General features: G+C 61.3%; 19 protein-coding genes and 1 riboswitch. Of the genes, 4 read left to right on the plus strand and 15 right to left on the minus strand.

The window, feature by feature from the left end; all coding sequences use genetic code 11:
• Positions 1-219: 219 nt before the first annotated feature.
• From ACP7EG_RS21535 to polA, 3 genes are all read right to left on the minus strand, one after another.
• Positions 220-978 (minus strand): ZIP family metal transporter, encoded by a 759-nt coding sequence (locus ACP7EG_RS21535; protein ID WP_096233833.1) that lies wholly within the window; start codon positions 976-978, stop codon positions 220-222.
• Positions 979-1,220: 242 nt separating this feature from the next.
• Positions 1,221-2,105 carry a dienelactone hydrolase family protein gene (locus ACP7EG_RS21540; RefSeq protein ID WP_426089229.1) on the minus strand — a complete coding sequence of 295 codons (885 nt, stop codon included), beginning with the start codon at positions 2,103-2,105 and terminating at the stop codon, positions 1,221-1,223.
• A gap of 91 nt (positions 2,106-2,196) precedes the next feature.
• Positions 2,197-4,956 carry a DNA polymerase I gene (gene polA / locus ACP7EG_RS21545; RefSeq protein ID WP_426089230.1) on the minus strand — a complete coding sequence of 920 codons (2,760 nt, stop codon included), beginning with the start codon at positions 4,954-4,956 and terminating at the stop codon, positions 2,197-2,199.
• Positions 4,957-5,262: 306 nt separating this feature from the next.
• Between polA and ACP7EG_RS21550 the strand changes: the two genes are divergently transcribed.
• From ACP7EG_RS21550 to ACP7EG_RS21560, 3 genes are all read left to right on the plus strand, one after another.
• Entirely contained in the window at positions 5,263-5,658 is a 396-nt protein-coding gene (locus ACP7EG_RS21550) for a hypothetical protein (RefSeq protein ID WP_096233830.1), read from the plus strand.
• A gap of 83 nt (positions 5,659-5,741) precedes the next feature.
• Positions 5,742-6,698, plus strand: coding sequence for a homoserine kinase (locus tag ACP7EG_RS21555; protein ID WP_426089231.1), 957 nt, complete (start codon positions 5,742-5,744; stop codon positions 6,696-6,698).
• Positions 6,699-6,700: 2 nt separating this feature from the next.
• Positions 6,701-7,492 carry a BPSS1780 family membrane protein gene (locus ACP7EG_RS21560; RefSeq protein WP_426089232.1) on the plus strand — a complete coding sequence of 264 codons (792 nt, stop codon included), beginning with the start codon at positions 6,701-6,703 and terminating at the stop codon, positions 7,490-7,492.
• A 256-nt stretch (positions 7,493-7,748) separates the two neighbouring features.
• On the opposite strand, the gene ACP7EG_RS21565 is transcribed toward ACP7EG_RS21560, so the two are convergent.
• Positions 7,749-10,058: a UvrD-helicase domain-containing protein gene (locus tag ACP7EG_RS21565; RefSeq protein ID WP_426089233.1), complete on the minus strand. Its 2,310-nt coding sequence runs from the start codon at positions 10,056-10,058 to the stop codon at positions 7,749-7,751.
• A gap of 109 nt (positions 10,059-10,167) precedes the next feature.
• On the opposite strand from ACP7EG_RS21565, the gene ACP7EG_RS21570 reads away from it, so the two are divergent.
• The gene (locus tag ACP7EG_RS21570; protein WP_426089234.1) at positions 10,168-10,443 is read left to right on the plus strand and encodes a hypothetical protein; all 276 of its coding nucleotides are present in this window, start codon (positions 10,168-10,170) and stop codon (positions 10,441-10,443) included.
• Here the strand turns inward: ACP7EG_RS21570 and ACP7EG_RS21575 are convergent.
• The 11 genes from ACP7EG_RS21575 to ACP7EG_RS21625 form a co-directional block, all read right to left on the minus strand.
• A complete protein-coding gene (locus tag ACP7EG_RS21575; protein WP_426089235.1) occupies positions 10,440-11,294 on the minus strand; it encodes a hypothetical protein in 855 nt (284 codons plus the stop codon). The two genes, ACP7EG_RS21570 and ACP7EG_RS21575, sit on opposite strands and share 4 nt — an antisense overlap.
• A gap of 339 nt (positions 11,295-11,633) precedes the next feature.
• Positions 11,634-12,740 (minus strand): S-(hydroxymethyl)glutathione dehydrogenase/class III alcohol dehydrogenase, encoded by a 1,107-nt coding sequence (locus ACP7EG_RS21580; protein ID WP_096233823.1) that lies wholly within the window; start codon positions 12,738-12,740, stop codon positions 11,634-11,636.
• A 26-nt stretch (positions 12,741-12,766) separates the two neighbouring features.
• Entirely contained in the window at positions 12,767-13,399 is a 633-nt protein-coding gene (locus ACP7EG_RS21585) for an ANTAR domain-containing response regulator (RefSeq protein ID WP_096233822.1), read from the minus strand.
• Positions 13,400-13,478: 79 nt separating this feature from the next.
• Positions 13,479-14,090 carry a thiamine phosphate synthase gene (thiE, locus tag ACP7EG_RS21590; RefSeq protein WP_426089236.1) on the minus strand — a complete coding sequence of 204 codons (612 nt, stop codon included), beginning with the start codon at positions 14,088-14,090 and terminating at the stop codon, positions 13,479-13,481.
• Positions 14,091-14,100: 10 nt separating this feature from the next.
• Entirely contained in the window at positions 14,101-14,856 is a 756-nt protein-coding gene (gene thiD, locus ACP7EG_RS21595) for a bifunctional hydroxymethylpyrimidine kinase/phosphomethylpyrimidine kinase (protein WP_426089237.1), read from the minus strand.
• A gap of 8 nt (positions 14,857-14,864) precedes the next feature.
• A complete protein-coding gene (locus tag ACP7EG_RS21600) occupies positions 14,865-15,659 on the minus strand; it encodes a thiazole synthase (protein WP_131688316.1) in 795 nt (264 codons plus the stop codon).
• 143 nt (positions 15,660-15,802) lie between these two features.
• Positions 15,803-16,006 carry a sulfur carrier protein ThiS gene (gene thiS / locus ACP7EG_RS21605; protein ID WP_096238285.1) on the minus strand — a complete coding sequence of 68 codons (204 nt, stop codon included), beginning with the start codon at positions 16,004-16,006 and terminating at the stop codon, positions 15,803-15,805.
• A gap of 20 nt (positions 16,007-16,026) precedes the next feature.
• Complete coding sequence (gene thiC, locus ACP7EG_RS21610; protein WP_426089238.1) at positions 16,027-17,940, minus strand: phosphomethylpyrimidine synthase ThiC; 1,914 nt, start codon at positions 17,938-17,940, stop codon at positions 16,027-16,029.
• Between the two features lie 79 nt (positions 17,941-18,019).
• A riboswitch (TPP riboswitch) is annotated at positions 18,020-18,135 on the minus strand.
• An 83-nt stretch (positions 18,136-18,218) separates the two neighbouring features.
• On the minus strand, positions 18,219-18,473 hold the full coding sequence (locus tag ACP7EG_RS21615) for a hypothetical protein (RefSeq protein WP_426089239.1): 255 nt from the start codon (positions 18,471-18,473) through the stop codon (positions 18,219-18,221).
• A 39-nt stretch (positions 18,474-18,512) separates the two neighbouring features.
• Positions 18,513-19,319 carry a response regulator gene (locus ACP7EG_RS21620; protein WP_096233817.1) on the minus strand — a complete coding sequence of 269 codons (807 nt, stop codon included), beginning with the start codon at positions 19,317-19,319 and terminating at the stop codon, positions 18,513-18,515.
• A gap of 28 nt (positions 19,320-19,347) precedes the next feature.
• Complete coding sequence (locus ACP7EG_RS21625) at positions 19,348-21,591, minus strand: PAS domain S-box protein (RefSeq protein ID WP_426089240.1); 2,244 nt, start codon at positions 21,589-21,591, stop codon at positions 19,348-19,350.
• Between the last annotated feature and the right edge of the window lie 7 nt (positions 21,592-21,598).

Here is a 21,598-nt window from a genome sequence, read left to right on the forward strand (position 1 = left end):
CGACAACAGAGTACCAGGAAAGGACTCGTCTAGGAGGGTAACTTTGCTCTGGCCAGGTTATCGCAGCGCGATAGAACGTGGGCAAGAGCGGGCAAATGCGCTTAAAGAACGCGCATCCCATAGGGCGAGCATAAAAATTTCCATATTTTCCTCCTTTCTGTTCAAGTTAGTCAAAAAGGCAATATAGCATAGGTGGCACTGCGCCGGTAAAACGGCGCATCAACCGCCGTGGCGCTTATGCGTCAGGAACAGCACGATGCACACGCCCAATCCGATCAGCAGCACTTGCGGGATGGTTTCGCGCAGGGTGGCGCGGCGCTGCATCTGCGGCATCAGGTCGGACAGGGCAATATAAATGAAGCCGGACGAGGCGAACACGAGCACATAAGGAATCAGATTGCTGGCGCGGTCCAGGGTGAAATAGCCAAGCAAGCCGCCCGCCACCGCCATCAGGCTGCACAGCAGATTGAAGATGTAGGCACGCAGGCGCGAGAAACCGGCATTGAGCAGTACGATAAAATCGCCGATTTCCTGCGGGATTTCATGCGCTATGATGGCCAGGCCAGTGACCAGGCCCAGTTTCGGGTCGGCCAGGAAGGCGGCGGCGATCAGGATGCCGTCCGTAAAATTGTGCATGCCGTCACCGACGAGGATCATCCAGCCGGCCTTGCCCGCCTCGTGCTTGTCGTGGCCGTGCGCATGGTGGTGGCCATCGCCTTCGTGGTGGTGCGAATGGCGCAGAATGGCGAATTTTTCCAGCATGAAAAAGGCCAGCAAGCCCGCCAGCAAGGTGGCGAACAGGCTGCGCGGATCGGCCTGCGATTCGAACGCTTCGGGCAAGGCGTGCAGCAATGACGTCGACAACATGATGCCGACGGACAAGCTGACCATGCGCTCGACCACCTTGGACAGGAATGCAAACGAAAAGATCGCCGCCGCGGTAATGCTCAACACGCCCGCGAGCGTGGTCGCGAGCAAAATGGATATAAGGACGGGATCGATGATTTTCTTACCTCAAAATGGCGCCGGGTCACTGGCGCCGCGATGCTGGCGTCTGGCCTGATGAATGCGTTGTTATCTATTATTTACATTTGCGCGTCTGGCGGCAGCGTAGCGCGATGAAGATGCAATTGTACTGCATTGGCGCGCAGCGGGCATTTTACAGCCCGGTGCGCCTTTCGCGTTAACTTCTGGGAAATGCGGTGTTTTTCTGCTGCAGATCACGCCACACCGTGGCTCTTGAACCAAGCTAAACAACGCGCATAGCCGTCTTTTGCATCGGCCGCCACGTAGCTGGGGCGGTAATCGGCGTTGAAGGCGTGGCCCGCATCGGGGTACACGACGAATTCCGACTTGTTGCCGCCCTTGGCCAGCGCGTCTTTCATCTTCGCGATCGATTCCTGGCTGATGCCCGTATCCTTGCCGCCATACAAGCCCAGCACGGGGACTTTCAAGGTCGGGGCGATATCGATGGGGTTGCTCGGCTGCAAGGGAGTCGCTTCGCCCACCAGGCGGCCATACCAGGCCACGCCCGCCTTTACGGCAGGATTGTGCGCCGCGTACAGCCACGTGATACGGCCGCCCCAGCAAAAGCCCGTCATGCCCAGGCGGCTCGTGTCGCCGCCATTCTGTTTTGCCCATGCAACGACAGCATCGAGGTCCGCCATCACTTGCGCGTCTGGCGTCTTGGCAATGATGCCTTTCATCAACTCCGGGATGCTGGCGACTTTGGTGGGGTCGCCCTGGCGCACGAACAGATCGGGCGCCAGCGCCAGATACCCCTGCTTGGCGAAGCGGCGCGCCATGTCGGCGATATGTTCATGCACGCCAAAGATTTCCGAAATGACCAACACGACGGGCAAACCCGTCTTGCCCTCCGGCTGGGCCGCATACACGGGCACGGCCTGGCCATCGACCATCACCGACATGCTGCCCGTGACGAGCCCGGCGGAATCCGTCTTGATGACGTTTTGCGCCGCCACGGGCAGCACGGCCACGGCAAATCCCGCGCCCAGCGCTACCTTCAGGAAACCACGCCGGCCGTCCGGCCCGGACAGGCTGCTCTGGCCCAGCAAACTTTCACAATCGGTGATCATGTCGCTCATGCGTTTCTCCTGAAGGGTGTGTTGACAAAAAATGTCGGCTTACGCGCTGCGCGCTAAGCCGACCTACGGTCATTGCTGCTACCTCACACTATTAATGCGCTTCGTCCCAATTCTTACCGATACCTACCTCGGCCGTCAGCGGCACCTTCAACGCGGCCACGCCCGCCATCAGTTCCGGCAGCTTGCGCTTGACCAGTTCCAGCTCCGCGTCCGGCACTTCCAGCACCAGTTCATCGTGCACCTGCATGATCATTTTTGTTTGCAAGCCGTCCGTTTCCAGCCAGCCTTGCACGGCGATCATGGCCAGCTTGATCAGGTCCGCCGCCGTGCCTTGCATCGGTGCATTGATGGCGGCCCGTTCCGCGCCCTGGCGGCGCGGGCCGTTCGGCGAATTGATTTCCGGCAACCACAGACGGCGGCCGAACACGGTTTCCACGTAGCCGCGCGCTTTCGCTTGCTGGCGCGTGTCTTCCATATACTGTTTCACGCCCGAGAAACGCGCAAAGTAGCGGTCGATATAACTTTGCGCGGCCGTGCGGTCCACGCCCAGGTTACCGGCCAGGCCGAACGCGCTCATGCCGTAGATCAAACCGAAGTTGATGACCTTGGCGTAGCGGCGCTGTTCGCTCTGCACTTCCGCGGCCGGCACGCCAAAGATTTCAGCGGCCGTGGCGCGGTGAATGTCGATGCCGTCGGCAAACGCGCGCAGCATGGCTTCATCGCCCGAAATATGCGCCATGATGCGCAATTCGATCTGCGAATAGTCGGCCGAAACGATGTGGCTGCCCGGCGGCGCGATGAACGCTTCGCGGATGCGCCGGCCTTCCGCGCTGCGGATGGGAATATTCTGCAAGTTCGGGTCGTTCGACGCCAAGCGCCCCGTCACGGCCACGGCTTGCGCATAGTTCGTGTGCACCCTGCCCGTCGTGACGTTGATCATCTTCGGCAATTTGTCCGTGTAGGTCGACTTCAGCTTGGCCATGCCACGGTATTCGAGCAGCACTTTGGGCAGCGGATAATCCTCGGCCAGCTTTTGCAGCACTTCTTCATCCGTCGAGGGCGCTCCCGTCGGGGTTTTTTTAATTACCGGCAACTTCAACTTTTCAAAGAAGATTTCGCCGATCTGCTTGGGCGAGCCTAAATTAAACGGCTGCTCGGCCAGTTCATACGCCTTCTTTTCCAGCTCCAAAATCTTCACGGCCAGCTCGGCCGACTGGATGTTGAGTAATTCATCGTCGATCAGCACGCCGTTGCGCTCGATCTTTTGCAAGACCACGGCCGTCGGCATCTCGATCTTTTCATAGATGAAGGTGAGTTTTTCATCATTCGCCACATTGCCCCACATGGCATTGTGCAAGCGCAAGGTCACGTCGGCATCCTCGGCCGCATACCTGGCCGCCTGTTCCACTTCCACCTGATTAAACGTGATCTGCTTGACGCCCTTGCCGCACACATCCTCGAACGGGATCGTCGTGTAGTTCAGGTGGCGCAGGGCCAGGCTGTCCATGTCGTGCTTCTTGTGCGACTCGAACACATACGATTCGAGCAAGGTATCGTGGGCGATGCCGCGCAACGTCACACCATGGTTGGCGAAGATATGGCTGTCATATTTCAGGTTCTGGCCCAGCTTGGGCTTGTTCGCATCTTCCAACCATGGGCGCAGTTTCGCCAGCACGTGCTCGCGGGTCAACTGATCCGGCGCGCCCGCGTAGTCGTGCGCCAGCGGGATGTAGCAGGCGGCGTGTTCGGCCACGGAGAGGGAAATGCCGACCATTTGCGCCGTCATCGGTTCCAGCGAGGTGGTTTCTGTATCGACAGCGCTCAAAGGCGCCGCATCGATCAGGGCGATCCATTTGTCCAGCTGCTCATCGGTCAACACGGTTTCATACACGGCTTCCACCTTAGGCGCGGCATCGGCAAACATATCGCCTGTCGTGTTGGCGGCGGAGGCACCGGTAACCGGCGCACCCACAGGCGACATCGGTGGCGGCGCCGCGCCCAGTTCGCGCAGCAGGGCCTTGAAGCCGTAGCGGTTGAAGAAGGCCAGCAAGGCTTCCTTGTCTTCGTGTTTCGCCACCAGCGAGTCGGCGATCGTCGTCATGTGGCCGGACAGATCGCAATCGGTCTTGACGGTGATCAAGGCACGCGCCTGCGGTAGCCACGGCAGAGCCGTGCGCAGATGTTCACCCACGGCGCCGCCCACCTTGGCCGCGTTTTCCATGACGCCTTCCAGGCTGTCATACAGGGTCAGCCATTTGACGGCCGTTTTCGGGCCGCATTTCGATACGCCCGGCACGTTGTCGACCGTATCGCCGATCAGCGACAGATAATCGATGATGCGGTTCGGCGGCACGCCGAACTTGGCCAGCACGGCCGCTTCGTCGAGCTTTTCATTGCTCATGGTATTGATCAAGGTCACCTGGCTGTTGACCAGCTGCGCCAGGTCCTTGTCGCCCGTGGAGACCACCACGTTCATGCCGGCGCTAGCGGCCTGCACGGCCAAAGTGCCAATCACGTCATCGGCTTCCACGCCGTCGACCATCAAGATGGGCCAGCCCATGGCGCGCACGGCTTCGTGGATCGGTTCGATCTGCAGGCGCAGGTCGTCCGGCATCGAGGCGCGCGTAGCCTTGTACTCGGGATACATGTCGTCGCGGAATGTCTTGCCCTTGGCATCGAACACGCAAGCGATGTAGGCAGCCGGGTAATCGGCGCGCAGGCGGCGCAGCATGTTGACCATGCCGTGCATGGCGCCCGTGGGATAACCGTCCGGGCTGCGCAGGTCAGGCAGCGCATGGAAGGCGCGATAAAGGTAACTGGAACCGTCGACTAACAGCAGGGTGTTTTGCATAATGCCAATAAAATAAGGTGAGCCGCGCCAGCCGGGAAGAAAACAGCGGCGGGCGGGTGGAATATCGCCCAATTATCGCAGAGTTTAGGTCCGTGCCACCGGGGACAGGGCCCGCGTTTTTTGCGTAATTTGCCATGGCTGAACCCTCGCCTGGCCGCCCGGCGGGTGAACAGGGCCTATTTCCGCGCATTTAATCAGCCGTATTAAGCAGCATTGTCTACCAGTTTGTTACAATGCCTTATAGATAAATTGACGGCAATACAGCACTGCACGCGCTGCAGTCCCACACATGGAAGCGAACCCATCATGATGCGTACATCGACACTCTGGACATTCCTCGCCCTGCCCCTGCTGGCATGTTCGGCCATCGCCAGCGCCCAGACGCCGGCCAAACCGAGCGAAGCGCCGCCACAGCTCGAACGTATCGAGGAAATGGGTGAAGCGCCCATCACCGTGGCGCCGGCCGCCGCCAAACAACAGATTACCGAAAAACGCGAAGCGGGCGTCACCAGCGAAGTGAAAGTCACCACGGGCGGCAGCACCTATTACATGAAGCCGGCCGCCGGCGCCGACCAGGCCAATGGCAACGCCCTGCGCGGCCCGCAATGGAAAGTACTGGAATTTGATCTGGGCAAGAAGAAACAGAAACAACGCGATGAAGAGGCAGCGGACGCCCCAGCGCCGCCCGCAGCAGCGAAGTAAGCAGCCACTCTCTTCTGCCCTGCCCCGGCCACTTGCGGGGCAGCCGGCTTTTTTTGACCTTTTAGACCATTCCCCTCTTTCCCATGGCAGTTTTTACCGCGCTACACCTGGACGATATCGGCCAGTGGCTCACGCAGTTTCCACTCGGCAAACCTCTGGCGCTCAAGGGCATCGCGTCCGGCATCGAAAACAGCAATTTCTTCCTGAGCACGGAGCGCGGCGAGTACGTGCTGACGATCTTTGAAAACCTCAGCTTCGAGCAATTGCCGTTTTATCTGCAACTGATGCGCCATTTGGCGGACCGGGGCGTACTGGTGCCCGCACCGATCGCCAATGCGGACGGCGAACTGGTGACGGCCCTGCAAGGCAAGCCGGCCGCCATCGTCAGCAAACTCGACGGCAGCTCGCAGATGGCGCCGCAAGCCGTGCATTGCGCGGCTGTCGGCGCCATGCTGGCGAAGATGCACCTGGCAGCGCAGGACTTCCCCCTGCAACAGCCGAATTTGCGGGGACTGCAGTGGTGGAACGCCACCACGCCGCTGGTCTTGCACCATCTCGATGATGCCAAGGCGCATTTGCTGCGCGCGGAAATCCATTTCCAGGACGCCTTTGCTGCCTGCGATACGTATAAAGCCATCCCGCGCGGTCCCGTGCATGCCGACTTGTTCCGCAACAACGTCATGTTTGACGGCGAGCAACTGACGGGCTTTTTCGACTTTTACTTTGCCGGCTGCGATACCTGGTTGTTCGACGTGGCCGTCACCGTCAACGACTGGTGCCTGGACCTGGCCACGGGCGTGCTCGACACGGCGAGAGTGCGCGCCCTGCTGGACGCCTACCGGGCCGTGCGCCCGTTCACGCACGAAGAACAAACGGCATGGCAAGCAATGCTGCGCGCTGCCGCGCTGCGCTTCTGGCTGTCACGCCTGTACGATTTTTACCAGCCGCGCGAAGCGGAAATGCTGACCCCGCACGATCCCACGCATTTCGAACGCATTCTGCGCGAACGTATCGCCACACCTGCTCCGGAACTGTTTTAAACATGGAAAAATTACCTGCAAGTACAGGTTGGCAATGGGTGAAACAGGGCTTCTCCCTGTTTCGCAAGCAACCTGGCGGCATGTCGATGCTGTTTCTCGGCTATATGTTCTGCATGCTGGCCGTCAGCATCGTGCCCCTGCTGGGACAAATGCTGCCCGTCATCCTGGTCCCCGTGTTTTCCATCGCCTTCGTGCAGGGCTGCCTGAATATCGACCAGGGCAAGCGCGTCTTGCCCAGCCTGTTGATCTCGGGCTTCCGCAAGCCGGCGTTTCCTTCCCTGCTGGGCCTGGGCGTGCTGTACATCCTGATGGCCATCGTTGCCATCGGCGCCTCGACCCTGGTGGACGACGGCTTGCTGTGGCAACTGGTCACGGGGCAATTGACGGAAGAAGCGGCGCGCGCCGCCATCCCCGAATCGCGTATGGGCCTGGGCATCCTGCTGGCCATCATGCTGTACGTGCCCGCCGCCATGGCCTTCTGCTTTGCCGCACCGCTGATTTACTGGAAACAAACCGGCCTGGGCAAGTCGCTGTTCTTCAGCTTTTTCGCCGTCTGGCGTTCGCTGTCGGCCTTCATCGTCTTCGCCGCCACCTGGTTCGCCATCAGCGTCGTCACCAGCCAGTTGCTGGCCGTCATCTTTGGCCGTACGCCGCTGATGATGCAGCTGATGATGCCGCTGTCGATGATACTCACCATCATCATGCATTGCTCGTTTTACGCCGCCTACCGCCAGATCTTCGGCGTGCCCGTCGATGAGAGCAAAACGGTGTCGCTGGACAAGACCGGCGAGTGATCGCCGGCCAGATGTAAAAAAGGGCAGCCTGCGCAGGCTGCCCTTTTTGCCGAATGCCTTGCAATGCCACACGTAGGTCGGATTAGCCGAAGGCGTAATCCGACACCATTGTTGGCCTCGCAGCGTCGGATTACGCGGCGTTCCGCCGCTAATCCGACCTACGCGACCGGCAATGTTTCTTCCAGTAGGTCGGATTAGCGGGGCCGAAGGCCATGCGTAATCCGACAACATTGTTGGCGCCCGCGTTGGTGTCGGATCACCGTCCCAATCGTTCCAGCTTGGCAATTCCCAGGTCCAGCACCTTCATGCCATGCTGTCCGAAGTTGATTTGCGCGCGCGCATTGCCGCCGCCGCCTTCGATATTGACGATCACGCCTTCGCCGAACTTGGCGTGCGCCACCGATTCACCGATGCGCCAGCCGCCGCCCGTGGCTTTTTGCGCGATCTTTTGTGCAATCGCATTGTCCGACCCCAGGCTGGCCACCTTGGGCGCTTCGTCCCAGGCCGACTTGCGATTGCCGAACCAGTTCGCCTGCACCTTCGGCGACAGCCACTTCAGCGCTTCTTCCGGCAATTCATCGAAGAAGCGCGACTTCATGTTGTAGCGCGTCTGGCCGTGCAGCATGCGCGTCTGCGCAAAGCTCATGTACAGCCGCTTGCGCGCGCGCGTGATGGCCACGTACATCAGCCGGCGTTCCTCTTCCACGCCATTGTCTTCCTTCGAGCTGCTTTCGTGCGGGAACAGGCCCTCTTCCAGGCCGGTAATGAACACGTTGTCGAATTCCAGGCCCTTGGCCGAGTGCACCGTCATCATCTGCAGCGCATCCTGACCCGCCTGCGCCTGGTTGTCGCCCGCTTCCAGCGACGCGTGCGATAAAAACGCGGAGAGCGGCGACATCACGGCCGGCAACGGCGCATCGGCATCCAGAATTTCGATGCCATCCTGGTTGACGACGGGCGCGCCCGACTGCGCCTGGGCGGCTGGCCCCAGATGGGCCGGTGCTGCCTGGCCGAAACCTTCCTCGGAAACGAACTGGCTGGCCGCGCTGACCATCTGCTCCAGATTCTCGATGCGGTCGGCGCCTTCTTTTTCATTCTGATAATGCTGCAGCAAGGTACTCGCTTCCAGCACCACTCTGACCATTTCCGGCAAGGATAGTTGCTGCGTTTCGAAACGCACGCCTTCGATCAATTTCACGAAGCCGGCCAGCACGCTGCCCGCCTTGCCCGCCACGTAGGGCACGGAGGCGTACAGCGAGATGCCGTACTGTTCCGACGCGGCCTGCAATTGCTCGATCGAGCGCATGCCGATGCCCCGCGTGGGGAAATTGACCACGCGCAAGAAAGCGGAGTCATTGTGCGGATTGTCCATCAATTGCAAATAGGCAATCGCGTGCTTGACCTCGGCGCGCTGGAAGTAGCGCTGGCCACCGTACACGTGGTACGGAATGCTGGCTGAAAACAGCGCATGTTCGATCACGCGCGATTGCGCATTCGAGCGGTACAGAATCGCGATTTCGCTGCGCGAGGCGCCATCGGCGATCAGGCTTTTCGCCTCTTCGATGATCCACTGCGCTTCCTGCAAATCGGAACTGGCTTCATACACGCGCACCTGCTCGCCATGGCCCGCGTCCGTGCGCAAATTCTTGCCCAGGCGCTTGCTATTGTTCGCGATCAACACGTTGGCGCTGTCGAGAATATGGCCGTGCGAACGGTAGTTCTGCTCCAGCTTGATCAAGTTCTTCACCTGGAACTCGTGCTCGAAGGCGCTCATATTGCCGACATTCGCGCCGCGAAACGCGTAAATGCTCTGGTCATCGTCGCCCACGGCAAACAGGGCGCCGCCATCGCGGCTGCCGTGGCCGGCCAGCAATTTCAACCAGTTGTATTGCAGATTATTCGTATCCTGGAACTCGTCCACCAGGATGTGGCGGAAACGCGCCTGGTAGTGTTCGCGCAAGGGCTGGTTGCGGCTCAGCAATTCGTACGTGCGCAGCAGCAATTCGGCAAAATCGACGACGCCTTCGCGCTGGCACTGGTCGTCGTACAGCTGGTACAGCTCGACCATCTTGCGCTCGTGCGCGTCATACGCTTCCACATCCGTGGCGCGCAAACCCTGGTCCTTGGCGTTGTTGATGAAATACATCACCGTCTTCGGCGGGAATTTTTCATCATCGATATTGTTCGCCTTCAACAAGCGCTTGATCACGGACAACTGATCCTGCGAGTCGAGGATCTGGAACGTTTGCGGCAAGGCCGCGTCGCGGTAATGCGTGCGCAGCAATCGGTTGCACAGGCCGTGGAAGGTGCCGATCCACATGCCGCGCGTGTTGATTGGCAGCATGGCCGACAGGCGCGTGAGCATTTCCTTGGCGGCCTTGTTGGTAAAGGTCACGGCCAGGATGCCGGGCGGCGATACCTGCTGGGTCTGGATCAGCCAGGCGATGCGGGTGGTCAGCACGCGGGTCTTGCCCGAACCGGCGCCAGCCAGGATCAGCGCATGCTGGGCCGGCAAGGTGACGGCAGCCAATTGTTCGGGATTGAGGTTGTGAAGAAGATTTTGCATGCCGTGATTATACCGGCATGGCTAAAAATACTGTGCATTTGTCCAGCGGTCGCGCCAGTTTTCCATGTGCGCGCTACAATCGGCGTCCCGACACAGCAGCATGTATCCCATGACACCCCCCACTCACCTAGACGGCGCCCGCGTACTGGCCTGGGCCTGGTCCGACTTGCCGTTCGGCCACGTCACCGATGAGCATGGCGCCGCCCCCGTCGCCATCCACGGCCTGGCCGTGTGCCGCTACGCAGACGAGGCGCGCGTATACCGTTTCAGCTGCGACTCTCGCTGGGAAACGCTGCAGGATGACGTGCATGCCGGCGAGGACGAAGCCAGGGAGCGGTTGCCGGCGCAATACCGCGCCGTGGCCGCCACCTGGAATCTTGCCTAGCGCACCAGCCTGGCCTTGCCTTCGCTGAGCGCCTGGGCGATCACCTGGCGCGTGGTCTTGTCGGCTGCTTTCGATGCCGTTTCCTGCTGGCGTCCCAGCGCTTCCATTTGCTTGCCCAGGGTTTCCATCGGCTTGCCACGCTGATCCATCTGGCGCGACAGCGCGTCTGCCTTGGCCGCTTCGACCTCTTGCTTGGTGGCAATGCGGTCGTTGACCTCTTCCATGGCATCCTGCGCATCTTCCATCTGCTGCTGCAAACGCTCCACCTCACGCCCTGCCGCACGGCGCGCTGTCTCCGTGGTCGCTTGCGCCTGACGGCGCGCCGCCTCGCCCATCTTGCGGCCCAGTTCCTGCTGCTGGCGGCCCAGCGTTTGCAGCTGCTCCGCATCGCGCGAAACTCCATTCGCCTGCGCTGCGCCATGGGCGCCCATCTTGCGGCCCATTTCGCCCACGGCCTTGCCATGTTCGCTCATCTGCTTGCCCAGGCCACTCATTTCCAGGCCCAGCTGCTGCGACGGCTTCCAGGCGTCGCGCACGCGGGCCAGCAGCGCGGCATCCTGCGTCACATAGCCCTTGCCCTGGTCACGGAACCACAGGAAATGCCCCTTCAGCGAACGCTGCAGCTGCTTGATCTGCTGGCCATCGACATCGGTGCCTGCCATCGTGACGCTATCCTCGCTGCTGTCGACGAGCGCATAGCCATCGCCGCTACCCATGGAGATATTGATTTTCTTGCTGGGCGCGGCCGGTGCGGCCGGTGGCACGGGCGGCTCGGGCGGCTGCACGGCCAGCGCGCTGCCGCCAAGCAAGATACCGGCCAGGCTGAGGATCAAACGGTGGGAAGTGGACATGGCTGCCTCGTCGCAAAAGTAGTGGAGCGTTGACTGTAGCGGCGGATGGCTCACGGCTCCAGCATGGTGCGACAGGCTGCACAAAAGCTGGCCTGGACGGCAGGCTTGCGCGACGGATGGCGGGCCGTGGGCAAAAAAAAGGAGGCCAGGGGCCTCCGTAAAACCGCTGTGGTACAGCGACGAGCATCACGATAGCCGCTGGCCGCCGGCACTGCCAGCGCCGTGCGATGAGCTGCCGGGATGAAGGATCGGGCGGCCCATAGGCCCGATGGATGGTAAATGCGGCGGCAAAAAAAGCGGAGGCCGCAGCCTCCGCAAAAACGCCGTGGTACGGCGTAATTAATACAGCACGACGGAGCGGATCGATTCACCGCTCTTCATCAAGTCGAAACCCTGGTTGATATCGTCCAGCTTCAAACGGTGCGTGATCAAATCATCGATATTGAGCTTGCCTTCCATATACCAGTCGACGATCTTCGGCACGTCCGTGCGTCCCCGCGCGCCACCGAAGGCGGAACCTTTCCATACGCGCCCCGTCACCAGCTGGAATGGACGCGTGGAAATCTCCTGGCCGGCCGCCGCCACGCCGATGATGATGGACTGGCCCCAGCCCTTGTGGCAGCACTCGAGCGCCTGGCGCATGGTGGTGGTGTTGCCGATGCATTCGAAACTGTAATCGGCGCCGCCATCGGTCAGTTGCACGATGGTGTCGACCACGTTGTCCACTTCGTTGGCGTTGACGAAATGCGTCATGCCGAACTTGCGCGCGATGGCCTGGCGCGCCGGATTGATATCAACGCCGATGATTTTATCGGCGCCGACCATCTTGGCCGCCTGGATCACGTTCAGGCCGATGCCGCCCAGGCCAAATACCACCACGTTGGCGCCCGCCTCGACCTTGGCCGTAAACAGCACGGCGCCCACGCCCGTCGTCACGCCACAGCCGATATAGCAGACCTTGTCGAAAGGCGCGTCTTCGCGAATCTTGGCCAGGGCGATTTCCGGCACGACGATGTAGTTCGAGAAGGTGGACGTGCCCATGTAGTGGAAGATGGGTTTACCGTCGATGGAAAAGCGCGACGTCGCGTCCGGCATCAGGCCACGGCCCTGGGTCGAGCGGATCGACTGGCACAAGTTCGTTTTTTGCGACAGGCAGAATTTGCACTGGCGGCATTCCGGCGTGTACAGAGGAATGACGTGGTCATCCTTTTTCAGGCTTTTCACGCCCGGCCCCACGTCAACGACGATGCCGGCGCCTTCATGGCCGAGGATGGACGGGAAGATGCCTTCCGGGTCGGCGCCCGACAGGGTGTAGTAATCGGTGTGGCAAATGCCCGTGGCCTTGATCTCGACCAGTACCTCGCCCTCGCGCGGGCCGGCCAGGTCGACTTCTTCGATGGTCAAAGGCGCGCCCGCCTTCCATGCAATCGCTGCTTTGGTTTTCATGTATGTCCTGTGTATGGTTGAAACGCTTACTTGGTTTTCGCCCGGTTCAAAAAGGCGCCGTGCAAGCCATTCAGGGTTTCCTCGGCCAGCAGCAGCTGGCTGGCGATTTCATTGATCTTGCGGCGGCTGGAGCGGGCGTGGTCGCGCAGCACTTCGAACGCCGTGTTGCGGTCCGTCTGGAACTTTCCCATCAGCAAGCCGACGGCCAAACTCGTTTCGCGTCCCGCAGCCAGGGCCGCGTTCAGGTTCAGCTCGGTGCGCCGGAGCTGGCGGATTTCATCGGCACGCGCCAGGCCCGCTTCGAAGGCGGGCATCAAGCGGCCTTCGTCGACGGGTTTCACCACATAGCCGACGGCGCCGTAGGCGGCCGCCTGCTTGCCCGATTCGCTGTCACCGCTGCCGGACAGGAACATGAACGGCACGCCCGTCTCGCCATGCAGGCGCTTGGCCAGTTCCAGGCCGGACATGCCCGGCATGTGGATGTCGAGCAAGGCCAGGTCCGGCTCGCGCTGGGCGACCATTTGCAGCGCCACTTCGGCCGAATTGGCCAGGGCCGTCTCGTAGCCGGCATGGCGCAGGATTTCGCCGAGGAATTCCAACAGGAGCTGGTCATCGTCAACGATCAGGATAAGGCGTTTCGCGGCGGCTGGCTGACTCATGGGTAAAGGGACCTCGGTAATGAATGATGTTCTTATTATATGCCGATTATTCCCCCAAATCAGCCTTCCATTCCCGTGCTCATGCCGCAAACAATTGATTGAATTGCTGCACTGCAATATCTATATCGTCCGCTTGATAGACGCTCGTGATGGCCGCCACCATGTCGGCGCCGCGCGCCACCAGCGGCGCCGCGTTTTCCGGCGTCATGCCGCCGATCACCACGCACGGCAAGCTGATCTCGCGTTTGGCTTGCAGCACGATATCGAGCGGCGTGGTGACCGGGTACTTTTTCACCAGCGACGGATAAAAGCCGCCGAAGGCCACATAGCTGGCACCACCCGCCTCGGCCGTCCGTGCCAGGGCCATGTCGCCATAACAGGAAGCGCCCACGATCTTGTCCTTGCCCAGGCGCGCGCGCACCTGCGCCACGGAGGCGTCCGTGCCGCCCACGTGCACGCCGTCCGCGTCGAGCTCTTCGCACAGCTCGATAAAATCGTTGATGATGAAGGGCACGCCATATTTGCGGGCCAGCGCCAGCAAGGCGCCCGCCTGTTCGCGCCGTTGCTCCGCCTCGGCGCTCTTGTGGCGGTATTGCAGCAGGGCCACGCCTTCCTGCAAGGCTTGCTCACTCACGTCGAGCAGGCGGTCGGTGTCGTCCCAGTTCGGGGTGACCAGATACAGTCCACGCATGATGATTTCCTTATTGAATGAATCGTTGCGGCATGAGTTGACCTGGCGCAATCGCATACGCATCGGCCAGGGCCGCATGGCAATAGCTTTGCGCCAGATCCAGCGCTTCGGGCAGTGCCTGGCCCAGTGCCAGGCGCGCCGCGATGGCCGAGGCCAAAGTGCAGCCGCTGCCGTGGAAGGCGCCCGGCAAACGGGGCCAGCGCCACTCGCGCTCGCCGCCAGCGGCGTCAAACCAGCGGTTGAGCACTGCCTCACCGTCGCCATGCCCGCCCGTCACCAGCACGTGCTGGCAGCCTTGCGCGCGCAGGTTTTCTGCGCCACCGAGGGCCAGCGCTTCCGGCCCGTTTGGCACGATCACGGTCGTCAGCGGCAGCAAGGGCGCCAGCGCCAGCACGGCGTCGTCCCGGCTGAGCACGTCGCCATGGCCGCTGGCCAGTACGGGGTCGAGCACCACGGGCAAATCGGGCCGCGCCTGCCGCAATTGCGCGATCAGTTGCGCGATGACGGCCGCATTCGCGGCACTGCCGGGGATGCCGATTTTCACGGCGCTGATCACCACCTTGTCGATCAACGCCTGCGCCTGGCGGCGCAGCAATTCCGGCGCCACAGGTTCGACAGCAAACACGCGGTCGTTGTCCTGCACCGTCAGCGCCGTGATCACGGGCAAAGCATGCGCACCCTGCGCCGCAATGGCCAGAATATCGGCGGCCAGGCCGGCGCCGCCCGAAGGGTCGAGGCCGGCAAACACCAGCACAGTGTGGCGCATCGGCACCATCACGCCAGGCGGCCCGCCATCGGCGACGAAGGCGAGGCGGCAAATTTGCGCGGCATGCGCCCCGCCAGGAACGCTTCGCGCCCGGCCCGCACGGCCAGCTTCATCGCATGCGCCATGCGCACGGGGTCGCGCGCGCCGGCGATCGCCGTATTCATCAGTACGCCATCGCAACCGAGTTCCATGGCAATCGCCGCATCCGACGCCGTGCCCACGCCCGCGTCCACCAGCACGGGGACTTTCGCCTGATCGATGATCAGCGACAAGTTCCACGGATTCAAAATGCCCATGCCCGAGCCGATCAAAGAGGCCAGCGGCATGACGGCCACGCAACCGATGTCTTCCAGAATCTTCGCCTGGATCGGGTCGTCGCTGCAGTAGACCATCACGTCAAAACCATCCTTGACCAGCGCCTCGGCGGCGATCAACGTTTCCGGCATGTGCGGAAACAGGGTCTTCTCGTCGCCCAGTACTTCGAGCTTCACCAGATTGCGCCCGCCCAGCAGCTCGCGCGCCAGTTGCAGGGTGTAGACGGCATCTTTCGCGTTGTAGCAGCCGGCCGTGTTCGGCAAAATCGTGTACTGGTCCGGCGGCACGAAGTCGAGCAGGCTGGGCGCATTCGGGTCTTGCCCGATATTCACGCGCCGGATGGCCACCGTGATGATTTGCGCCTCGGCCGCGTCCGTCGCTTCGCGCGTCTGCGGCAAGTCCTTGTACTTGCCACTGCCCACCAGCAAGCGTGATTGATACTGTTTTCCTGCGATGGTCAGCAGGTCATTATTTGTTGCGGTATGCATGAGTTCTTCCTTAAGTTTTTAAACGTCCGAAGAAAACCGTAGCGAGCGGCGATGATTTGTGGCCGAGACGCGCAACCGTGCTAGAGCACGGTAAGCATCGCAGGCCGCAAAGCGCGACGCGTAGTAGGTTTGCTTGGACGTTTTCAGCCGCCGCCGATGGCGCGGACTATTTCCACTTGATCCTGGCTTTGCAAGGTCTTGCCCGGCCACGCCTTGCGCGGCACGACGTTGCGGTTGACGGCCAGCGCCAGCGCCTGGTTTTCCAGCGACAGCGCGGCGATCAGTTGGTCCAGGGTTTGCCCCGGCGGCACCTGGTGCGGTGCGCCGTTGAGCGTGATGGATATCAATGCAGGCATCACGCTCTCCTTCAGACCTTGCGGTACAGCTCGGCACCGTTCTTGATGAATTCGATGGCCTTGATTTCCATGCCCTGCTGGAGCGCCTTGTCTTCCGCGATGCCCATGCCGGCCGCGTATTCGCGCACTTCCTGCGTGATCTTCATCGAGCAGAAATGCGGGCCGCACATGGAGCAGAAATGCGCCACCTTGGCCGAATCCTTGGGCAAGGTTTCATCGTGGAATTCGCGCGCCTTGTCCGGGTCCAGGCCGATGTTGAACTGGTCGTCCCAGCGGAATTCGAAACGGGCTTTCGACAGGGCGTTGTCGCGGATCTGCGCGCCCGGATGGCCTTTCGCCAGGTCGGCCGCGTGCGCCGCTATCTTGTAGGTGATGATGCCGTCCTTCACATCCGCCTTGTTGGGCAGGCCCAGGTGTTCCTTCGGCGTCACGTAGCACAGCATGGCCGTGCCATACCAGCCGATCATGGCCGCGCCGATGCCCGAGGTGATGTGGTCGTAGCCAGGTGCGATATCCGTGGTCAGCGGTCCCAGCGTGTAGAACGGCGCCTCGCCGCACTGCTCCAGCTGCAAGTCCATGTTTTCCTTGATCAGCTGCATGGGCACGTGGCCGGGGCCTTCGATCATCACTTGCACGTCATGCTTCCAGGCAACTTGCGTCAGCTCGCCCAAGGTTTTCAGTTCGCCCAGTTGCGCTTCGTCGTTGGCATCGTAGATGGAGCCGGGGCGCAAGCCGTCGCCCAGCGAGAACGACACGTCATACGCCTTCATGATTTCGCAGATCTCTTCGAAATGCGTGTACAGGAACGATTCCTGGTGATGCGCCAGGCACCATTTCGCCATGATGGAGCCGCCGCGCGAGACGATGCCCGTCAGGCGCTTGGCCGTCATCGGCACATAGCGCAGCAGCACGCCCGCGTGGATGGTGAAGTAATCGACGCCCTGCTCGGCCTGCTCGATGAGGGTATCGCGGAAAATTTCCCAAGTTAAATCTTCGGCCTTGCCATTGACCTTTTCCAGCGCCTGGTAGATGGGCACGGTACCGATGGGCACGGGGCTGTTGCGCACGATCCATTCGCGCGTTTCATGGATATGCTTGCCGGTAGACAAGTCCATCACATTGTCGCCGCCCCAGCGGATGGCCCAGGTCATCTTTTCCACTTCCTCGCCGATGGAAGACGTGACGGCCGAATTGCCGATGTTGGCATTGATTTTCACCAGGAAATTGCGGCCGATGATCATCGGCTCGACTTCCGGGTGGTTGATGTTGGCGGGAATGATGGCGCGGCCGCGGGCGATTTCCTCGCGCACGAATTCCGGCGTGATTTCGGCCGGGATGCTGGCACCAAACGACTGGCCCGGATGCTGGCGGCCCATCAGGTCGGCCAGGCGCTCGCCCATGGGACCGGAGGCTTGCAGTTCGCGCAAATACTCCTGGCGACGCATGTTTTCGCGGATGGCGACGAACTCCATTTCCGGCGTGATGATGCCCTGGCGCGCGTAGTGCATTTGCGTCACATTCTTGCCGGCAATGGCGCGGCGTGGCTTGCGGTGCAAGTTAAAACGCAGCTCGGCCAATTTCGGGTCCGCCAGGCGGGCGATGCCGTAGTCGGAGGTAGGGCCGGGCAATTCTTCCGTGTCGGCCCGCTCCATGATCCACGGCAGGCGCGGCGTGTCGAGGCCCGAGCGGATGTCGATCTGCACGTCCGGGTCCGTGTAGGGGCCGGACGTGTCGTACACGTAGATCGGCGGATTCTTTTCGCCGCCGAACGACGCTTCCGTGTCGGACTGGCTGATTCTGCGCATGGGCACGCGGATGTCGGGGCGGCTGCCTTCGACATAGATCTTGCGCGAATTGGGCAGCGGCGCGATGGCGGCTTCGTCGACCGTGGCGGTGGCGGAGAGGAATTTCGGGTTGGCGTTCATTTTGGCTCCTTGGCTAGACTATTTTTAAGCCTGGAGCCAGCTAAGGAGGTTCGGAATTGCGCACGCGGAAAGGCGGGGTGCGTTCATCCTAAAGCTTCCCTTCGCTGGCATTATCCAGATCAGGTTCGGAGGGTATTTCTCACCCGCGCTTGCACTGTGTTTCCACAGCGAAAGGCAGGACCCCTAGCGTTTGCCGCCTTGCGGCAGCGAGCCAATTATACGCGGTTCGCGCCGCGTGGCCAGATGATTTCTTGCTTTGTCGTCTTTGTGCTTCGGCGTTACTTCTTCTTGCCCCAGCGCCAGGCGGTCGGTTCGCCCTTCAGCTTGCAGATGAAAATGAGCGCGGCAACGATGGCCATTTCATACACGATGTAGCCGACCAGCATGGTTTGCGGCGGGAACAGGAAGGCGCCGCAGGCGAACAGCGCCAGTGCGGCCAGGAACACCAGCCAGCCTTGCCAGGTGATGGGCAAACCCCAGCCCCAGCCATAGGTCTTGGCGGGAAACCAGTAGGAGGGAGATTTGTCAGCCATGATGCTTTCCTTGTCGATGTGGATGGCAACAAGTATAAATCAGGCGCTGCGATGGCGCTCCGTGACATCGAGACCGATGCCGCGGTAGCCGATGAAGCGGCTGCCATTGTCGAACATCGGTTCGCCGCTGACCTGCAAATACTGCGTGCTGCCGTCGAGGTTGGCGCGGCTGTAGATGAAGTCGAGGAACGGTTCGCGCGCGGCAATCTTGGCGTCGAGCAAGGCGCGTTCAGCCGCGTTCCAGCGCTGCGGCTCCTCTTCGCTGCCGATGCCCAGCATTTCTGCCACGGGACCGGAAAAGCGCGTCAGGTTGCCCTGCGCATCCTGTTCCCAGTACCAGTCGGACGACAGTTCCGTGAAGCGCTGGAAGCGCGCTTCGCTTTCGCGCAGCTCCGCCGTGCGTTCTTCCACCATCTGTTCCAGCGACTTGTTGTATTCGGCCAGCTTCTGGTACAGCAAACGCACTTCCAGCATGTTGTGGATGCGCGTTTTGACTTCCACCAGGTCGAAGGGCTTGCTGACGAAGTCCTTGGCGCCAGCTTGCAGCGCGCGCAGCTTGTGGCCGGGCTGGGCCGTGATCACCAGCACGGGCAGATAGCTGCCCGCCTCGATGTCGCGCAAGCCTTCCATGACTTCGAAGCCATCCATTTCCGGCATCTGCAAGTCGAGCAGGATCAGGTCGTAGCGGTGCTGCTGGTGCAGCGCGTGCACGGCTTGCGGGTCCATGGTGGAGGTGATGCGCGTATAGCCGGCGTTGCGCAGCACCTGTTCGAGCAGCATGACGTTGGCCTCCTGGTCATCGACGATGAGGATGCTGGCGTTCAGGATCTCGGTGGCTTGAAGCATGGCGGTATTCCTAAAATTAAATGCTGAATTAGCGTACTGTGTGAGTGTCGTCGGCCAGGCCGTGCGCGGCCGCATGGTGCAGGGCCACGTCGAGCGCATCCATGAATTCGACGACCTTGATGGGCTTGGTCAGATAGCGGAAGAAACCCGCTTCCAGGCCTTTCTCGATGTCGCGCGGCACGGCGTTGGCGGACAGGGCCATGACGGGAATATGGCTGGTGAGGGGATCGTCATGCAAGATATTCAGGGCGCCATAGCCGCTGATGCCGGGCAGGTTGATATCCATCAAGATCACGTCCGGCTGGTAGGTGCGCGCCAGGTCGATGCCCAGGTGCGCATCGATGGCCGTCAGCAGTTTCAAGTCGCTGCGGCGGGCGATCAATTGCTCCACCAGCGCCAGGTTGGCGGGATTGTCTTCCACGTACAGCAAGGTACGCTGGCTTTCCTGGTCTTCCTGCACCACCGGCAAGGCTACGCCCTGTTCCAGGTGCAGTTCGGGCGCGCGCGAGGCCTTGAATTCCACCCAGAAGGTGGTGCCCACGCCCACCGTGCTGTCGACGCCGATGGTGCCACCCATCAGTTCGACCAGCTGCTTGGTGACGACCAGGCCGATGCCCGTGCCCTCTTCCGTGCTGCTTTCCTGGCCCAGGCGGTTGAAGGGCTGGAACAACTGACTCATCTGTTCGGCATTCAGGCCGGCGCCGCTGTCGGTGACGCTGGTGCGCACCTTGTCGCCGTGCTGGCGGCAATCGACTTTCACGCTGCCACCGCTCTGGTTGTACTTGATGGCATTCGACAGCAGATTGATCATCACCTGTTTCACGCGCGTGCGGTCGGCATGCACATAAAAGGCCTTGCCGCAGCGGGGAAAATGCATGCTGATGCCGCGTTTTTCCGCCTGCGGCGCGATCATCGCCTGGCAATCCTGCAACACGTCGAGCAAGGACATCGCCTCTTCCGACATGGTGACCTTGCCCGACTCGATCATGGCCAGGTCGAGGATTTCATTGATCAAACGCAAAAGATACCAGCCGCCCTTGAGGATCTGGTCGATCGAGCGCTGCTGCGGCACGCTCGGTGCCGGCGTCTCGGACGCCATCAGTTGGGCAAAACCCAGCACGGCGTTCAGGGGCGTGCGCAATTCATGGCTCATGCTCGACAGAAACTCGGACTTGGCCAGATTCGCTTTCTCCGCCGCCTGGCGGGCCTTTTCCATTTCGATATTCGTGTCTTGCAGTGCTTGTTCAAACTGCCTGCGTTCCGTCACGTCGCGGGCGGCGGCAAACACGCCTTGCAGCTTGCGGTTGCGGTCGTGGAAGGTCGAGGCGTTGTAGGAAACAAAAGTCTGCTTGCCGTCGCGCGCCAGGGCCGTCAGCTCGTAATTGGTCAGTTTTCCTTCACGCAAGACGCGCGCGATGGCTTCCTCGGCCCGTTCCGGTTCCGTAAAGTAATTCTTGAACGGCGCGCCGATCAATTCGTCGCGCGTGCAGCCCGTCAACGCTTCCATTTGCTGGTTGACGTCGCTGATGATGCCGCGCGGATCCGTCGTCATCAGGGCATCGATATTCGATTCGATCAGCGAGCGCGTATAGAACTGCTGTTCGCGCAAGCGCTGGTCCAGCAGCGCCTGTTCCGCCTCGACCTGCTTGCGCGCCGTGTTGTCGGTGCCGATCAGCAAGTAACCGATAACCTTGCTCTGCGCGTCGCGCAAGGCCGTCACGGAGACCATGGCGGGGAAGCGGCTGCCATCCTTGCGGATATACGTCAATTCGTAGATGTCTTCGATGCCGCGCGTGGCCTTGAACACCAGCGCTTCGACGCCGGGCGTGATGACCGTGTCGAGTTCGGCACTGAGGGCGGCGGCGCGTGCGATGATTTCTTGCGCGTCGGAAATACCGGCCGGGGTCAGCTTGTCGACCACGTCGCTGGCTTCGTAGCCGAGCATGCGTTCGGCGCCCACGTTGAAAATCTGGATCACGCCCTGCGCATCGGTGGCGATGCACGAGAAATTGGCGCTATTGAAAATCGCGTCCTGCAAGGCGCCCGCCTTGAGCAACTGGCGCGGCAGGCTGGCCGACACCGTGCGCCGGTACAGCGCCACGAGCAGCATCAGCAACAGGAAGACCAGCGCATCGATGACGCAGGCCGTCTCGAACGGCGCGCGCCAGGCCAGCACGCCGATGGCCAGCAGCACGATGGCGCTGAATGAAAACGCCAGTGCCATGGGCCAGCGCGACGGTGCGCGCGGAGGAATGTTTTCAACAGATTGCATGAGGTAG

Origin of the sequence: Janthinobacterium sp. PSPC1-1 (assembly GCF_049897625.1) — a bacterium.
Taxonomy (GTDB): Bacteria; Pseudomonadota; Gammaproteobacteria; order Burkholderiales; family Burkholderiaceae_D; genus Janthinobacterium; species Janthinobacterium tructae.

Coding starts and splice junctions, on each gene's coding strand:
- ACP7EG_RS21560 (WP_426089232.1), top strand. CDS start 6,701: ATGGAAAAATTACCTGCAAGTACAGGTTGGCAATGGGTGAAACAGGGC.
- ACP7EG_RS21580 (WP_096233823.1), bottom strand. CDS start 12,740: ATGAAAACCAAAGCAGCGATTGCATGGAAGGCGGGCGCGCCTTTGACC.
- ACP7EG_RS21550 (WP_096233830.1), top strand. CDS start 5,263: ATGATGCGTACATCGACACTCTGGACATTCCTCGCCCTGCCCCTGCTG.
- ACP7EG_RS21570 (WP_426089234.1), top strand. CDS start 10,168: ATGACACCCCCCACTCACCTAGACGGCGCCCGCGTACTGGCCTGGGCC.
- ACP7EG_RS21555 (WP_426089231.1), top strand. CDS start 5,742: ATGGCAGTTTTTACCGCGCTACACCTGGACGATATCGGCCAGTGGCTC.
- ACP7EG_RS21620 (WP_096233817.1), bottom strand. CDS start 19,319: ATGCTTCAAGCCACCGAGATCCTGAACGCCAGCATCCTCATCGTCGAT.
- polA (WP_426089230.1), bottom strand. CDS start 4,956: ATGCAAAACACCCTGCTGTTAGTCGACGGTTCCAGTTACCTTTATCGC.
- ACP7EG_RS21625 (WP_426089240.1), bottom strand. CDS start 21,591: ATGCAATCTGTTGAAAACATTCCTCCGCGCGCACCGTCGCGCTGGCCC.
- ACP7EG_RS21585 (WP_096233822.1), bottom strand. CDS start 13,399: ATGAGTCAGCCAGCCGCCGCGAAACGCCTTATCCTGATCGTTGACGAT.
- ACP7EG_RS21615 (WP_426089239.1), bottom strand. CDS start 18,473: ATGGCTGACAAATCTCCCTCCTACTGGTTTCCCGCCAAGACCTATGGC.
- ACP7EG_RS21540 (WP_426089229.1), bottom strand. CDS start 2,105: ATGAGCGACATGATCACCGATTGTGAAAGTTTGCTGGGCCAGAGCAGC.
- ACP7EG_RS21600 (WP_131688316.1), bottom strand. CDS start 15,659: ATGCATACCGCAACAAATAATGACCTGCTGACCATCGCAGGAAAACAG.
- thiD (WP_426089237.1), bottom strand. CDS start 14,856: ATGCGCCACACTGTGCTGGTGTTTGCCGGCCTCGACCCTTCGGGCGGC.
- ACP7EG_RS21575 (WP_426089235.1), bottom strand. CDS start 11,294: ATGTCCACTTCCCACCGTTTGATCCTCAGCCTGGCCGGTATCTTGCTT.
- thiC (WP_426089238.1), bottom strand. CDS start 17,940: ATGAACGCCAACCCGAAATTCCTCTCCGCCACCGCCACGGTCGACGAA.
- thiE (WP_426089236.1), bottom strand. CDS start 14,090: ATGCGTGGACTGTATCTGGTCACCCCGAACTGGGACGACACCGACCGC.
- ACP7EG_RS21565 (WP_426089233.1), bottom strand. CDS start 10,058: ATGCAAAATCTTCTTCACAACCTCAATCCCGAACAATTGGCTGCCGTC.